General features: G+C 41.1%; 17 protein-coding genes and 1 other RNA gene. 13 read left to right on the plus strand and 5 right to left on the minus strand.

Annotated elements, in window-relative coordinates; all coding sequences use genetic code 11:
* Nucleotides 1-15: 15 nt before the first annotated feature.
* The 5 genes from NQ095_RS02645 (at nucleotide 16) to NQ095_RS02665 (ending at nucleotide 3,687) form a co-directional block, all read left to right on the plus strand.
* Nucleotides 16-393: a hypothetical protein gene (locus tag NQ095_RS02645; protein WP_258261957.1), complete on the plus strand. Its 378-nt coding sequence runs from the start codon at nucleotides 16-18 to the stop codon at nucleotides 391-393.
* 951 nt (nucleotides 394-1,344) lie between these two features.
* A complete protein-coding gene (locus NQ095_RS02650; protein WP_258261958.1) occupies nucleotides 1,345-1,656 on the plus strand; it encodes a rhodanese-like domain-containing protein in 312 nt (103 codons plus the stop codon).
* 36 nt (nucleotides 1,657-1,692) lie between these two features.
* A complete protein-coding gene (locus NQ095_RS02655) occupies nucleotides 1,693-1,989 on the plus strand; it encodes a rhodanese-like domain-containing protein (RefSeq protein ID WP_258261959.1) in 297 nt (98 codons plus the stop codon).
* Nucleotides 1,990-2,117: 128 nt separating this feature from the next.
* Nucleotides 2,118-3,245 (plus strand): MBL fold metallo-hydrolase, encoded by a 1,128-nt coding sequence (locus tag NQ095_RS02660; protein ID WP_258261960.1) that lies wholly within the window; start codon nucleotides 2,118-2,120, stop codon nucleotides 3,243-3,245.
* An 85-nt stretch (nucleotides 3,246-3,330) separates the two neighbouring features.
* Nucleotides 3,331-3,687, plus strand: a complete 357-nt coding sequence (locus NQ095_RS02665) for a YidH family protein (RefSeq protein ID WP_258261961.1) — start codon at nucleotides 3,331-3,333, stop codon at nucleotides 3,685-3,687.
* 43 nt (nucleotides 3,688-3,730) lie between these two features.
* Here NQ095_RS02665 and NQ095_RS02670 read toward each other — a convergent pair whose 3' ends face one another.
* A complete protein-coding gene (locus NQ095_RS02670) occupies nucleotides 3,731-3,991 on the minus strand; it encodes a DUF92 domain-containing protein (RefSeq protein WP_034759080.1) in 261 nt (86 codons plus the stop codon).
* 169 nt (nucleotides 3,992-4,160) lie between these two features.
* On the opposite strand from NQ095_RS02670, the gene NQ095_RS02675 reads away from it, so the two are divergent.
* Complete coding sequence (locus NQ095_RS02675; RefSeq protein ID WP_258261962.1) at nucleotides 4,161-5,042, plus strand: NAD(P)-dependent oxidoreductase; 882 nt, start codon at nucleotides 4,161-4,163, stop codon at nucleotides 5,040-5,042.
* 1,072 nt (nucleotides 5,043-6,114) lie between these two features.
* Nucleotides 6,115-6,636: a type 1 glutamine amidotransferase domain-containing protein gene (locus tag NQ095_RS02685; protein WP_258261963.1), complete on the plus strand. Its 522-nt coding sequence runs from the start codon at nucleotides 6,115-6,117 to the stop codon at nucleotides 6,634-6,636.
* Between the two features lie 62 nt (nucleotides 6,637-6,698).
* Here the strand turns inward: NQ095_RS02685 and NQ095_RS02690 are convergent, their stop codons facing one another.
* The gene (locus NQ095_RS02690; RefSeq protein ID WP_051758260.1) at nucleotides 6,699-6,995 is read right to left on the minus strand and encodes a phage holin family protein; all 297 of its coding nucleotides are present in this window, start codon (nucleotides 6,993-6,995) and stop codon (nucleotides 6,699-6,701) included.
* 189 nt (nucleotides 6,996-7,184) lie between these two features.
* Here NQ095_RS02690 and NQ095_RS02695 point away from each other — a divergent pair, with 189 nt between their 5' ends.
* Complete coding sequence (locus NQ095_RS02695) at nucleotides 7,185-7,622, plus strand: peptidylprolyl isomerase (protein ID WP_258261964.1); 438 nt, start codon at nucleotides 7,185-7,187, stop codon at nucleotides 7,620-7,622.
* A gap of 102 nt (nucleotides 7,623-7,724) precedes the next feature.
* Nucleotides 7,725-7,913: non-coding RNA, 6S RNA (gene ssrS / locus NQ095_RS02700), on the plus strand.
* Nucleotides 7,914-8,165: 252 nt separating this feature from the next.
* Here ssrS and NQ095_RS02705 read toward each other — a convergent pair.
* Nucleotides 8,166-8,816, minus strand: coding sequence for an MtnX-like HAD-IB family phosphatase (locus tag NQ095_RS02705; protein WP_258261965.1), 651 nt, complete (start codon nucleotides 8,814-8,816; stop codon nucleotides 8,166-8,168).
* A gap of 144 nt (nucleotides 8,817-8,960) precedes the next feature.
* Nucleotides 8,961-9,257, minus strand: a complete 297-nt coding sequence (locus NQ095_RS02710) for a DUF948 domain-containing protein (protein WP_258261966.1) — start codon at nucleotides 9,255-9,257, stop codon at nucleotides 8,961-8,963.
* A 151-nt stretch (nucleotides 9,258-9,408) separates the two neighbouring features.
* Here NQ095_RS02710 and NQ095_RS02715 point away from each other — a divergent pair, with 151 nt between their 5' ends.
* From NQ095_RS02715 to NQ095_RS02730, 4 genes are all read left to right on the plus strand, one after another.
* Nucleotides 9,409-10,200, plus strand: a complete 792-nt coding sequence (locus NQ095_RS02715) for an HAD family hydrolase (protein ID WP_258261967.1) — start codon at nucleotides 9,409-9,411, stop codon at nucleotides 10,198-10,200.
* A 165-nt stretch (nucleotides 10,201-10,365) separates the two neighbouring features.
* Nucleotides 10,366-10,812 carry an SRPBCC family protein gene (locus NQ095_RS02720; RefSeq protein WP_258261968.1) on the plus strand — a complete coding sequence of 149 codons (447 nt, stop codon included), beginning with the start codon at nucleotides 10,366-10,368 and terminating at the stop codon, nucleotides 10,810-10,812.
* A 164-nt stretch (nucleotides 10,813-10,976) separates the two neighbouring features.
* The gene (locus tag NQ095_RS02725; protein ID WP_258261969.1) at nucleotides 10,977-13,556 is read left to right on the plus strand and encodes a helicase-related protein; all 2,580 of its coding nucleotides are present in this window, start codon (nucleotides 10,977-10,979) and stop codon (nucleotides 13,554-13,556) included.
* An 85-nt stretch (nucleotides 13,557-13,641) separates the two neighbouring features.
* Nucleotides 13,642-14,361, plus strand: coding sequence for a DsbA family oxidoreductase (locus NQ095_RS02730; RefSeq protein WP_258261970.1), 720 nt, complete (start codon nucleotides 13,642-13,644; stop codon nucleotides 14,359-14,361).
* 114 nt (nucleotides 14,362-14,475) lie between these two features.
* Here NQ095_RS02730 and NQ095_RS02735 read toward each other — a convergent pair whose 3' ends face one another.
* Entirely contained in the window at nucleotides 14,476-15,606 is a 1,131-nt protein-coding gene (locus tag NQ095_RS02735; protein WP_258261971.1) for a CAP domain-containing protein, read from the minus strand.
* Nucleotides 15,607-15,682: the final 76 nt, after the last annotated feature.

Raw genomic sequence — 15,682 nt, forward strand, 5'->3', positions numbered from 1 at the left:
GGCTAATAAAGAGGAGTGACGAACATGTATGAGAGGAGTACCATATACAGAAAGAATTTAATGCCCTTTTTTAACTCAGGCTCTTTCCCTAACCTTGGGAACGGAGGGGATTATCTCAGCGGGGCACAGGGATATGGTCCTGTGGGGGCTCAAAACACACCCTATTTTCAAGGACCTTATGCCACACCGCAAGTTTACGGTCCACAGGGTTATCCGCCGCAAGGATACCCGCAGGGCTTTGGTCCTGTCCCCTATGGTCCGGCGGGTGGTTATGGGTATGGTATAAACCCAATCGGAGCAGGATTGATTGGACTGGGCTTAGGGTTTCTCGGGGGACAGCTCGTGAACACCCCGCTTAAAGGTCCCCATAAACGCTACTATTATTATTGGTAAAGTGATTAAACCGACTCATCTTATTGAGCCGGTTTTTTTAATTGTTCATGTCCAACTTAATGAGGCTGGGACATAACTATATCCAGTTCCTCTAAAGACAAACAATTAAACAATTAGTTAGTATCGCTTGTTACGCCGCTATTGATTTCCGTGCAAGACTTCGCTTTCCTCGGTCGGAAGGCAAGCCTCCTCACAGCTTTCGCTCCTGCGGGGTCTTACCTATTCCGCTTTTCCCGTAGGAGTCTTCGTCTTGCACTCCAATCAATAGCTAGATCTTGTTTAAACACTAAATATGCTTTAACAACAATAATAATAAAGCACCATATCACCAAAGTTATACAGACTATAGTTTCCAAATGTCTACTCAGTTTGAGGGATTCTGAGCAGAATGAGTCATTCACGTCAGATATGAAAGGGTATTTGTATAATTTAACAGTAATCGATCACTGTAACTAATAAAATTAGAATTGATATATATGATGGTGTAGCAATTTACATTATATTGTTATAGTGAGACACCTATGCTTGGTAAGTTGATTGGAGCGGAAGGTGCTCGACTCCTGCGGGAAACGCGGGAAAGTTGAGACCCCGCAGGGCAAAGCCCGAGGAGGCTCAACTCACGCCCCGCGGAAAGCGAGCACCTGCAGCGGAAATCAACCACTACTCACTAATCCAAATGATTAATCCGAACGATTTCTATTTTGAAGAAATTTTGAATGACCGTTTTGATTTTCTTTTTTACTAAACACTATTGTCCTTGCCTTTTTAATTGTTTTCGTGCAATTAAGCACATTAAATAATTATAATTATCTTCCTTGACACAATACCTATAGGGGTATAATATAGACGTAGGAAGCAAGTGGACATTGTCCATGCTTATCAAGAAATGAGGTGCTTATGTTGGAATTTTTCGGATTAATTATGTTATTCATACTTATTTATGTGTATGTAATGATCAAGAAACCAGGTAAAAATATCAAGCAAATGACTACAAGTGAATTGAAAACGACTTTAGGAAAAAAGAACAAGCAATTTATTGATGTACGTTCACCAGGGGAATTCAATAACAGTCATATTAAACAATTTAAAAATATGCCGTTACAATCGTTGCATCAAACCGCTGACACTCTAAACAAAGACAAAGAAATCATTGTCATTTGTCAAAGTGGTATGAGGAGTGCAAATGCATGCAAAATTCTTAAAAAGAAAGGATTCACCTCTGTAACGAACGTTAATGGAGGAATGAATTCCTGGTCCCGTTAGTTTGATGAAAACCATTATTGAAAGAGAGGAATTTATATGAAAACGATCCTGGGCAATGAAGTAAACCGGAGATTATCGGCTGGGGAACAAGTTAATATCATCGATGTCCGTGAGGTGGCTGAAGTGTTGAATGGGAAAATCCCTACAAGTACCAATATTCCTTTAGGGCTGCTGGAATTTCGTATGAATGAATTGGATAAGGAAGAAGATTACATCATAGTCTGTCAATCAGGGGGCAGAAGCAGCCGTGCCGTGAAATTTCTCGCTTATCATGGCTATGATGTTACCAATATGGAAGGCGGCATGCTTGCCTGGGAAGGGAAAGTCGAATAACCCTTTTCCTTTCAACTCTTTTTGTTTTGATTTTGCAACGTTTAATACCCCTATAGGTTTAAAAGTTGAATATGAGGATAATGGATATACGAAGAGAAAATAATAAAGATAAGGGAGGAAAATATGTTATGTCAACTTCAGTGAAAAATTTGACAGCAGGGGAACTTACCCAAAAAATCATGAATGAAGACAGAATGTTCATTTTGGATGTTCGTCCCAAGGACGCATTTGACGATTGGAAAGTGGAAGGGGAAAACGTTACGATCATCAATAAACCCTTTTCAGAGTTGAAAGATAATCTGGAATCGGTAAAATCCATTTTACCTGACAATGAAGCCATTTATGTCATTTGCGCAAAAGGAAATTCTTCGACCAAAACGGCTGAGATGCTGGCTGGTGCAGGAATGGATCATATATATTCTGTTGAAGGCGGTATGCAGGCATGGAGCGAATACCTTGAGCCTGTTAAAGTCGGTGATGTGTCTGGGGGTGTCCTTTATCAATTCATACGGATAGGGAAAGGGTGCTTATCTTATGCGATTGTATCCAAAGGCGAGGTTGCGTTCATTGATCCCAGCCGCTTGACGGATCCATATAAGAAGTTCATTCAACATCACGGTTTATCAGTAAGAGCAGTACTGGATACTCATCTTCATGCAGATCACATTTCCGGTGGACGATCCTTAAGTGACGAATTTGATGCACCATATTATTTGCCTCCCAAAGATGCCGAAGAAGTTCAGTACCCCTATAAAGAAGTTAAGGATGGAACAGACATTAAGGTGGGGGATACAGTGATCGAAGCAGTCTACTCACCAGGTCATACGATCGGAAGTACCTCTTTTATTGTCGATCGGCATTATTTACTCACTGGGGACATTTTATTTATTGATTCCATTGGGAGACCTGATTTAGCTGGTAAAGCAGAGGACTGGGTAGGTGACTTGCGGGAAACATTGTATTCAAGATATAAAAACCTTAACGATGATTTAATTGTTTTGCCAGCTCACTATATGACGATAGATGAAATGAATGACGATGGTTCAATCTCACATCGACTGAGTGATTTGTATGAAGAGAATCATGGTTTGAACATCGAGGATGAAAATGAATTCAGAAAAACGGTCACAGAAAACCTTCCTCCACAGCCAAACAGCTATGAGAAAATACGTGAAACGAATATGGGTAAAATAAATCCAGATGAAGATGAAAGACGTGAAATGGAAACAGGCCCAAATAGATGCGCTGTGCGTTAAATTTATAGGGGATTTATAAAAAAGGCAAACATCCCAACTTAATGGGATGTTTGCCTGCATTGGTAGAATTGAGGAAGTGAATAATATGAAAGAAATAAATGAATCAAAATATATACAGCAGCACCTGGCTAATGAACGGACGTTCCTTGCTTGGATCCGTACAGCCATTGCCATTATCGGAATTGGATTTTTAACGACAAGTTTACATTTTAATTCCCTTCAAGGGAACCCTGTTCAAGACAGGATTGCCGCAGGAATAAGTGTGATTTCGATTTTCATCGGGTTTGCCATCATCATTGGCTCTACCATCAATTATTACAGAACAAGAAGACATATCAATACACAAACATTCGTGTCAGCAGATGTCTTTATCAAAATGATGACAGTAGTGGCCACCATCGTTCTTTTACTTGTGACTGTTTATTTCTTTTCATTAAATTAAATAAGCTGAACGCAAAAGGATAAATCCCTGCGTTCAGCTTATTTTAATCCTGTTTTTGTTCATTGTAGTATTGAACGGATGTCATGGCTCCTTCACTTACCATGGAGTTGTCTTCTATATTTGAAGGATCCGGATTTCCGCCTTTTTCAACGGGTAGATCTTCTTTTCTTTTCTTTTTAAACTTCGTAACCAATCCTTCTTTCACATTGTGCAGCTGATTGCGCTTTTCTTTCGATGATAGAATCCATCCAAGTGAACCAGCCGTAACGGTTGCACCAACAAGTAACGTTTTATTTACTTTCATATTCATTCTCCTCCATTCAAGTGATTCGTTTATTTAGTATGTTCTTTGTATTCCCGACGCACATGAATTTAAACATAGGGGAGGGGTGCCAAAATAATGAATGAGTGGACAATCCTCTAAATATGGATGAAAATAAACATGGATGGTAGACAAAGAGAGGGTGGATGGAATGAAAAGACTGACGAAAGAGACGGTCATCGGATTTATTGGAACAGGAGTAATGGGTAAAAGTATGGCTGGTCATATTCTGGAGGCAGGATTTCCGCTGGTTATTTATAACCGCACAAAACATAAAGCCTCGGAACTCATAGATCGTGGTGCAAAATGGGCAGACACACCAAAGGAGCTTGCTGAAGCTTCAGATCTCGTGATCACGATTGTAGGTTACCCTTCAGATGTTGAAGAACTGTACCTGGGTAAGGACGGTATACTGCACCATTTAAGACAGGGATCGGTTGCCATTGATATGACCACTTCTTCACCGACTCTGGCAGATACAATCTTTACCATTGGTAAGGAGAAAGGGGTATCGACATTGGATGCTCCCGTTTCGGGAGGGGATATCGGAGCTAAAGAGGCCAGGCTTTCCATTATGGTTGGAGGGGAAGAAAACACGTTCAATCTGGCAAAACCACTTTTGGAACTCCTGGGTACGAATGTTGTCTATCAAGGAAAACCAGGAGCGGGTCAGCATACGAAGATGTGTAACCAAATCACCATTGCTTCGAACATGATGGGAGTCAGTGAAGCATTACTTTATGCGAAGAAGTCCGGTTTGAATCCAGAAAATGTCCTAAAAAGCATTACATCGGGGGCAGCGGGCAGCTGGTCCCTCAGTAACCTGGTTCCCCGCATGATAGAACAAGATTATGCTCCAGGGTTTTACGTTAAACATTTTATCAAGGACCTTAAAATTGCCCTGCATTCAGCGAAAGAGATGGAACTCAGGACACCCGGTCTTGAACTTGCCCTCTCATTATATGAGCAGCTTGCTGCAGAAGGAGAAGAAAATAGTGGCACTCAAGCATTAATCAAACTATTGGAAGCCTAGGATTAAAAGGCTGGGAAATATCTAAATTCATTCCCTCTAAAGATGAACATTCAAAAAAATAGTTAGGATCACTTGTTACACCGCTTTTGATTTCCGTGCAAGACTTCGCTTTCCTCGGGCGTTCGGCTAGCCTCCTCGTCACTGACGCTCCTGCGGGGTCTTGCCTATTCCGCTTTTCCCGTAGGAGTCTTCGTCTTGCACTCCAATCAAAAGCTAGATCCTGTTTTATACAGTGTATATGATTTAGCAATAATATTAAAAGTCCCGTTTCACCATGTTTGTAGTAATTCATACAAAGACTATTGTTTTCTAATGTTCGGCAATTGGGGTGGATCTTAGCAGAAGGGTCATTCACATCAGGTAAGTAAAAGTATTTGTTTTATAACTCTAATCTGTTACTGCAACTAAAAGGATAAGAGTCGTTGTATGCCAATGGTGAAGCAATCTCATCACAACACTGTTATAGTAAATCACTTACGCTTAGAAAGTTGATTGGAGTGGAAGGTGCTCGACTCCTGCGGGAAACGCTGGACAGGTGAGACCCCGCAGGGCTTTAGCCCGAGGAGGCTCACCGCCAGCCCCGCGGAAAGCGAGCACCTGGAGCGGAAATCAACCACCACTCGCTACATTAAAAGCAACAATATTTTCATAAACTGATAAATCCGAACGAATTCGATTTTCAAAAAAATGAATCTCGAATGATCGGTCGGATTTTCTTTTAACTATAGATTTTTCCGATGAAGTCAGATTCTTATTGACTACGCTATATGCCTGAAAGCAATGTCCACTTCCCTTTATATTTCCATCCAATATGGGAATAATAGGTGAGCATGCATAAATTTACTGAAAGTATGGTGATTATCTTGAAAAAAAAATCATTCAGACAATTTTCCAGGTTGATATACATATTTGGTACCATGATGACCGTGGTTGCCTTCTTTGTCTCCTACTTCCAAACGAAAACCATCATTAAAGCAATAAAGAAATATAGTCCATACAATTAAGGTTATTAGTTGCAATATGTGCTGATTCCTTAGACAATAATCGTGTACATAATAGAGGAGGGATTCAAATGAAGTTAGTCGGAAAAAAAATCATTCAATTGGTCAGTGCCGACTTCGAGGACCTGGAACTGTGGTATCCGGTCCTGCGTTTGCGGGAAGAGGGGGCGACGGTCCATATTGTCGGAGAAAAAGCAAATGAGGAGCATATCGGAAAATATGGAGTGCCGATTGTTTCTGAATACGCATTTAAAGACATAACGCCCGACGACTATGATGCCATACTTGTTCCGGGAGGCTGGTCCCCCGATAAACTTCGTCGGTATGAAGAGGTCATTGCCATGGTGAAATCCATGGATGAACGTAAGAAACCGATCGGCCAAATCTGCCATGCCGGTTGGGTGTTGATTTCTGCAAAGATCCTTCAGGGTGTAAAAGTCACAAGCACACCTGGAATAAAGGATGATATGGAAAATGCAGGGGCTATCTGGATAAATGAACCGGTCGTGACAGACGGCCATATCGTTTCCAGCCGCAGACCACCGGATCTGCCTGATTATATGAGAGAATTTATTGACGTACTCGCTAAATGATGAAAAAAGGACTGGCCAAGGAAACTGTCTGATCGTTACCTGTGGACCAGTCCGTTTTTCCTTTATTTTTTCTTGTCTCTTTTATTCCGATCATTCACCCTTTCGAAAAAGGTCTGCTTCACAGATTGATGAGTGGTGATGGCAGCCCCCGTTGCGATAAATCCGTTAGCAATCCCATTAAAGTCAAACCCGAGCGTCCAACCGCTCGCTCCAACCCCTACCAATAGGAGAATCCAGATGATGAGCCAGTCCGGAATATGGGGGGTCCTTTTTAATGCATACCCGAGTACCCATAACACGGGAACGAGCACGGTGACTTGTGGGTCAATGGAAATGCCGCTTAATAAGTTTTCGATCATGTTGTCCACTCCCTATAATGATAAATGACTTCTGTATAGCTTATTCACAACCATGGGAGCTTAATGACAACCAGTTTGGATGTATCGCAAAAAAAAAACGATAGGGTGCAGACTAACCTTTAAAGTGACACGAGAAATGTTCAATGATATTATATTGATTGACCTATAATAAAAAAGGAGCTGTTAATTATGGCGAAAAAAGGATACATACAATTCCAAACAGGCGAAAAAATTGAATTTGATTTATTTCCAAATGAAGCACCTGGAACAGTGGCGAACTTTGAAAAATTAGTAAACGAAGGTTTTTACAACGGTTTAAGCTTTCACCGTGTCATCCCTGGTTTCGTAAGCCAAGGAGGATGCCCTAACGGTAATGGTATGGGTGGCCCTGGTTACACCATCAAATGTGAAACAGAAGGGAATCCACATAAGCATGAAGAAGGTTCTTTATCTATGGCCCATGCTGGTAAAGATACAGGAGGCAGTCAATTCTTCATCGTACATGAGCCACAGCCTCACCTAAACGGCGTTCATACTGTCTTCGGTAAAGTGACTTCAGGGATCGACATCGCCAAATCAATGAAAAACGGCGACGTAATGGAAAAAGTCGAAGTATTTGATGCTTAATAGTTGAGGGACGGACCTTCGTTCGCATCTTCCTGCAACAACCCTTTCATCTTAAAGGAAAACAACAGTTGAAATAATTCAATCGATGTTGTATTATACTAATACAGGCTGCGTTGTACGTAATCATAACGAAGTTTTAACCTTTAAACTGTAATAGGGAGTTTTACATCGAAGTTGGAATGTCAAGCCTCCACGACCTGAGGACGACAGGAAACCTTCTGCAAACACCCACTTTGAGGAGTGGTGGTTTAAAACTTTCTTATATCAAATTACGGCAACTGTGGCTCATAATCTTAGTATCTCAAGTCAGTTCCCAATCGGGGGCTGGCTTTTTTATTTTGTATTTATTGCTTAAATTCAAGCATCATCATTTTACGAAGACATTCAAACCAAAAAGACTGAATCCCAAAATGATGGATTCAGTCTCTGCATGAATATATCGAGGCCCCTCCCGTCCGTACATGGTTAAGTGTCCCGCAACAAGCGAATGTCCGGGAGAGGCAAATTAAGTGTATCATGCATGATATAAATGCGCAAAGTGATTTACTTTAACGCATCTGCCTCTGTTAAGTAACGGTCTATGTCATGAAAGTCATTTACTTTAATAAACGGGGTTCCGCGTTCTTCAAGGATGCTCTGTAATGCCCCCATGGCAAAGGTGACATCAGCCACTTCAGCGGGGTGGCTATCCGGCTCGCTATCACCGGCAAAATAAATCGTAACATACTCTTCTTTTAGCTCAGCAACCACTTTGGACTTGTCAATCCCATATCGCTCTGAGTAATGGGGGTGATCAGGGTCGATGTTCATATGTACATTGTTGTCCTGATAATAGCCTTCATTTGAGTATACTTTCACATCTGTGATTCCGTGTTTCTGAAGGATATGGTGGATATAATAATCCGTTCCCGCACTGAGGATGTAGAAATCTCCTCCTTGGGCTTGGACTTTACGAATGAAGGCAGTGACGTGTTCATCGATTTCTAAGGAATGGATATCCTCTATGATTTGAGTTTCGTCTTGATGAATCGATGAAAAGACGGTAGTCAAAAAATCGATGTCCTTCATTTCGCCTGCCTTCCATTTGGTATATAAGGCAGCTCCTTCATGAAAATATTTCTCCAGGACGAGATGGTAAAAATCCTTTTTAGAAATGGTTCCATCGAAGTCTGAAACAAATGCCCATTTTTTCATAGCTTTTCCTCCTTGTAACTAATGTAGTCGATTGTATCATGAATAAGTTATAGGAAGAAAGGTATGTTAATAACCATAATTAAATTATGTAAACTTAAACTTCTTATTAAAAAATCACCCTGCCTACAGCAAGGTGACAGAACACTACTTTTTCATACTCTTTACAAATTCTTTCAATACTTCAGGCGTACGTTTCACCTCTTGAATGGTGCCTGTGAAAGTGGTCTTTTTATATTCGATATCACTCTGGATCTCTCCCTGTGTTTCTTGAAGCTGAGTTGCTTCTGAAGAGATATTATCCATCCTCAATTGAATGTTGGCTACCGTCTGATTCATTTCATTCACAATCGGACGGGTTGCCTTGACAGTCCTCATTACTGCTACACCAAGCATAATCAGGGCAATGACAAATAAGGCAATACTTGCATATACAATCCACATATTGATTTCACCTCGTTTTACTCTGTTTTTAGTTATATTCCCTAATCGTATTGAAAATAACGCAAGAATATATTTTATCCTTCTGGTTTACTATTTCACATATAGCTAGTAATCTAAATTATAAGTTGAATACTTCAAAGGAGAGATGAGAGTGATCAAAGCGATCCTGTTTGATTTAGATGACACTTTATTATGGGACTCGAAAAGCATTGAAGAAGCTTTTAAAGCAACATGCCACTATGCACACCAGAAGGCAGGGGCAAATCCACAAGCACTTGAGGCAAGGGTCAGGGAAGCTGCCAGGGAGCTCTATGCAACATATGATACATATGAGTTCACACAGAATATTGGAATCAATCCTTTTGAAGGGCTTTGGGGAGATTTCCTGGATGAACATGATGAGAATTTCCTGAAAATGAAAGAAACCGTCCCTTCATACCGCAAAGAATCGTGGATCAGGGGCTTGAATTCTTTGGGCATAACCGATTCCGTACTTGGTGAAGAATTAGCCGAGAAATTTCGTCAGGAACGAAAACAAAGACCATATGTATATGAAGATACGTTCCTTGTATTAAATGAAATGAAGGAAAACTACCAACTGTTGTTATTAACGAATGGTTCCCCTCATTTACAAAATACGAAGCTGGATAAAACCCCTGAACTTCTCCCTTATTTTCAAGAAATCATCATCTCCGGGGATATAGGGAAAGGAAAACCGGATCCTGCTATGTTCCATCATGCATTAGAGAGGCTGAACCTTCATAAAGATGAAGTCATCATGGTTGGAGATAACTTAAATACAGATATCCTTGGGGCTTCAAGGCTGGGTATCAAAACAATATGGATTAACCGGCGGGGGTTAAGACCTCAAAAGGTTGTCCCGGATTATGAAGTGAAGGAACTGCGGGAAGTTCCCCGGATTGTCAAGAACATCAACAAATAGCAGCGAGAGAGGCTTCGATTCGTCGGTGCCTCTATATTTATTAGGATCATCACTCATAAGAGTCCATTCCCATTCATACTATTCACCTAAGTCCCACCCGCGGACAGATAGGGGAGAAAGCAGGTGGAGGAGGAAACGGTCTCATTCTAAGGGGAGGTATTTCTAATGGGAAAAGGAATACACCAGGTGAATGTCCATGCATCGCGATCTGATGTATGGAGATTTATTCAAGATATAAATGCTTGGGCTCCACTTGTGCCGGGATACAAGGAGCATACCATTTATTCCGATAATCAATCGACGTGGAAATTCACCGTTCATTATGGGATGGTGACAAAAAAGATTCATGTGAATGTGATAATTACAGATTGGAAGGAACCATCTGAAGTGAAGTTCACGTTACATGGTATTAATCAAAGGTTCACGGGAGCAGGATTTTTCAAAGCGGATGAAGGAAACACGGATGTTACGAGAATGACAGGAAGCTTAGCCATTGAATCCACAAGCCCAGTGGCAAAGTTCCTGCAACATGCATTCGATAAAATGGTAGCTGAACTTACCAGGGAACTAACGATTGCTATGGGAGAGGCCATTGAAAGAAGTCAAATCTGATGCATGTTCAATCTTAACCGATGCTCCCAAATATAATGATGGAAAATTCGCTTGTGTGATATAATATCTTATTTGAGCAAGTGAATTGTTAGTTGGAGAAGAAATACATACACTATAAAGTACATAGTAGAGGAATCTGTATCACGATAAAAAGGGGTCTAACCATGCAAAAGCTTCACATACTTCGAGAAGAAGCAATAGAGGAAACGAAACAGAAAATCCAGGAAGATATCATACTTTTCCTGGAGAAACACGAAAAGTGTCCTTCCTTAAAGGATTATTTGAAGGAAAGGAGTGCTTCCTTTCACCAAATATGGCTGAATATTTGGCTTAATAAAGTAACCAATGATGTCTTGCGGAGTCATAAAAAAGCTTTTCTCAGAGAGAAAGGCTACGATATTGAGGGTACGGATAAGAAATTGATCAACAAATTGTTCAGAAATGAAATCAGAGAATATCAACCTTTCCATATTTCAAACTGGCTACAGGACAACCCCATATCCGAAGAAGATTGGAAAGAACGCCATCGAGAGGTTCGAAAGGCATTTGTTAAGAGTAAAGAAGAAAAAAAGCAGGCCTTTCTTCAAAAAGAGAGTCAAAAAAAGATTCTTTCTTTCATCAGCCAACAAATGGATAAGTTAGAGACTCACTGGTATGTGGAATTGCGATGCATATTCGCTAATAAATGCATGCAAGATATCAGAACCAAGACCAAATACCGATCGGTTGAACCGTATATGCTGGAAGAGAAATTGGAAGAAGAAGGACGCCATATAAAGGAGTCCTTTATCACCGTTTCTGATTTTCTAACGGAATTCACCGGATCAATTCATAAAAAAAGTGAGCATTGGGATGGGCATGTATGGGAATATGAAACGTATCACTATCCTTATGAACGCTTTGTCTATTACCACACAGAGCAGGTGGTTTATCGGTCTCTATCAGAGCACATGCCCGAAGAATTGAAGAAGGAATATTTGGCGGTGTACGGTGAGGAACTTACAGAAGAAAGGCTGAGCAGACTCAGTCATCACGTTCTTTTGACGCTGAAATCGAACTTTTTCATCCTTATTCAAGAGGAGTATATGGAAGATTTACACAGACTTACAGAAATCCCTTTTCAAGCAGCTGTTCACCTTTCCTTATATGAAAAGGATCTCAAGAAACGGGAGGCAAGAAAAGCAGCTGAACTGGCTGAATTAAAACGGAAGCAAGAGGAAGAGGAACGAATACTGGAAGAAATATTTGGTCGGGAATATAGTCCTTCGTTCAGAGGTGACATCCATTATATCCTCCATATCGGTGAAACCAATACAGGAAAAACACATCATGCAATCAGCCGGATGAAAGCAGCCAGGAGCGGTATGTATTTGGCACCACTTCGTTTACTCGCTCTAGAAGTATTCGATACATTGAATGCAGATGGCGTCCCATGTAATTTGAAAACTGGGGAAGAAGAGAAAGAAGTGCCTGATGCACACCATGTTTCATCCACAGTTGAAATGTTCCGTGAAAAAGATGAATATGAAGTCATTGTGATCGATGAGGCCCAGATGCTCGCCGATCAGGATAGGGGCTTCTCCTGGTATCGTGCCATTACAAAGGCGAGAGCCAAAGAGGTCCATATCATCGGAAGTGAAAACGTCCGGGACCTTCTGATGGGGTTGGTCGGGGAAGGGAACGTCGAGATTCATCATTACAAAAGAGATATCCCCCTGGAAGTTGAATCAAAAGAATTTCAATTGAAACATGCTAAAAAAGGGGACGCAGTCGTTTGTTTTTCAAGGAAGAAGGTGTTGGATACCGCTTCAAGATTACAAAATAACGGACATAAAGTCAGCATGATCTATGGAAGCATGCCTCCTGAGACAAGGAAGAGACAGATGATGCAGTTCATTAAGGGAAAAACAAATATGATTGTTGCGACCGATGCAATCGGAATGGGACTGAACCTGCCGATACGCAGGATCGTTTTCCTGGAAACGGATAAGTTTGACGGGACGAGGAGGAGAAGGCTGACTTCACAGGAAGTAAAGCAGATTGCAGGCCGCGCAGGGAGAAAAGGAATTTACAATGAGGGGAAAGTGGCATTCTCAAAGGATATTAAAGTAATGAAACAGCTTCTTGAAAAGCCTGACCAATCCCTCGAAACGTTTGCCATCGCACCTACAAGAGGTGTATTTGAACGTTTTCAGAGACATTACCATGACATGGACACGTTTTTCTTTTTATGGGACAAGTTCAACAGTCCATTCGGTACGGAAAAAGCGACACTTTTTGAAGAAAGGGAACTATATGAATTAATCCGAGGAACGGATATTGAAGCAAAACTTTCATTAAATGACCTTTACGGCTTTCTCCATCTTCCTTTTTCCAAGAAAGAAACACAGTTAACAGAGCAGTGGCTCCAGTGTATGCATGCCATTGTAGAAGGTGAAGAACTGCCTGAACCACAGTTGAAGAGTACGAATCTGGAGCAAAAAGAAGTTTCGTATAAAGCAGTCGGTCTACATCTTTTGTTTTTATACCGATTGGGCAGACAGACAGAGGCTTACTATTGGGAGCGTATCAGGAGTGAAATTGCCGATGGCGTTCACGAGAGCCTACGGACAGAAGTCACAAGTTTAACACAAACATGTAAGCAATGCGGAAAAAAACTACCCCAGAACTTCGGATTTCCTATCTGTGATCGTTGTCATACTGCGAGGGTGAAAAGAAGGACGAAGGGGAAACCTCGGCATTAATAAATCCTGAGCAAATCTCATGTAAGATTAGTGGTTCTATGGTACGATCTAGTACGAATTGATAACGATGATTGAGGTGGTAGGATTGAAAATTGAAGTATGGTCAGATTATGTATGTCCTTTCTGCTATATAGGAAAACGTCATTTAGAGAAGGCACTGGAGCATTTCCCCCAAAGAGATTCGGTTGAAATTGAATTTAAAAGTTTTGAACTCGATCCGGGCGCTCCGGTCAATACGGAATATAGTATTCAAGAACTCCTTTCAAAAAAGTACGGAATATCTCTTGAGGAAGCTAAAAACATGACCGATAGTATGAGTCAGCAAGCAGCCACTGTCGGACTCGATTTCCAGTTTGATTCAAGCATACCGACTAATACGCTTGATGCTCACCGTCTGACTAAATATGCAAAAACATTAGGGAAGGAAGCGGATATGACAGAAATCCTGTTGTATGCTCACTTTACCCTGTCTAAACATATTGGTGACAGGGAAACTCTCGTAGAATTAGCAAAACAAGCTGGGCTAGGTGAAGAAGAAACGGTTGCCGTCCTTGAGGGAAGTGATTTCTCGGAAGAAGTTCGCAGAGACGAGGAAGAAGCGAGGCAAATCGGTGTACAAGGTGTGCCATTCTTTGTTATTAATCGTAAGTATGCCATTTCAGGGGCTCAACCAAGTGATGTATTCTTGAAATCCATACAAAAAGTGTGGGAAGAGGAAAATAAACCTTCAACTCTTCAGCCCCTTGGTAGTGATGGGTTGGCATGTGATGAAAATGGTTGTGAGATTCCTCCATCCAAGTCATGATCTCTAAGCGTTTATAACGAAACCAAAAAACAAGCGGGAGAACTTTATTCCGCTTGTTTTTTGGTTTTTTACTCAGCACCGGCGGCTAGAGGCTCGAGAACCCTGGTGCTTTTGTCAGTTACTATAAAAATTCTCTGTATAATAAGGCTGGGATTTTTCATTAAAGGCGACCCCTATACCTAAATGTTCGTAGTGTGGCTGAAGGATATTATCTCTATGCCCTTTGGAATTCATCAGTCCTTCGTGGGCGAAGATTGAACTTAGCTGGCCATATGCCAGGTTTTCACCTGCAGTGCGAAAGGCTACCTGATCTTCTTCCATACGATCAAATGGTGACTGACCATCAAGATTCGTATGACTGAAATAATCCTGTTCCGCCATGTCCAGGCTATGTTTCCTTGCAGTATCTCTCACTAGACTGTCCCATGAAAGAACGTTCAGTCCTTTCTCTACACGTGTGGCATTCGTAAGGTCGAACAGTTGGAATTCAAACCCTTCTTTCAATTCAGAATTTCCCTTAGTATAAAAGGCTTTCTTATTTGTTTCCAAGTTCCCGTCGATGATCTGGATGGCAGTGACTGTATCATTTTCATGCTTATCATAAAAGATGGTCACATAGCTTCCATCGATCTGGTATACATCCTGTTCCCCGTTATTTTGCAACTGATATAATGTCAGTCCCTTCCGGATATTGGTTAAGGGCTCACCAAGTTCTTTCTGTACCACCTTTTTGGAAACGCCCATCTTTATCCCTGAATCAGAGGAGAGAAGATCTTGATTGGTGAACAGCCCATTCACCTGTTGGTTTTGATCATAGGAGACCATTAGGAAGTTCCGGTAGTTTTCATGATAGGCATACCATGAAACTCCATATTCATTCCTTGATTTTCTCTTAGCTTCACCGACTTCTGACTGGACACTTTCTTTGGAATCCCCGATTTCAATATTATAGATAGAAAACGTTTGCTCACTTGGGACTGTTAAAGCAGGCTTCTCAACAGGGTCTTCTTTCTTCGTGTCAGTGGTGTTCTCGAGGTCACGGAATGACTCGTCCAGCTTTATAAGGAGCAGGTTCACTTCCTGGTAGATTTGATCAAAGGCATCCTGTACTTTAGGATTGTTCTTCATTTCTTCAATTTTAGAAAGGGCACTGTCAAAACCTGCCGCTTCAATTTTCTCTTCCCAGGCTGGTTTTGATATATAAGCAACCACAATAATCATGATTAGAATAAATAATCGTCTCAAACGCTAACACTCCATTCTATCTTCCATTGTATCCAAATTAATAAAGAAGTAAAAAGAGAAAGGCTACTCTCTTTGC

This window comes from Rossellomorea sp. SC111 (assembly GCF_024733565.1).
Taxonomy (GTDB): Bacteria; Bacillota; Bacilli; order Bacillales; family Bacillaceae_B; genus Rossellomorea.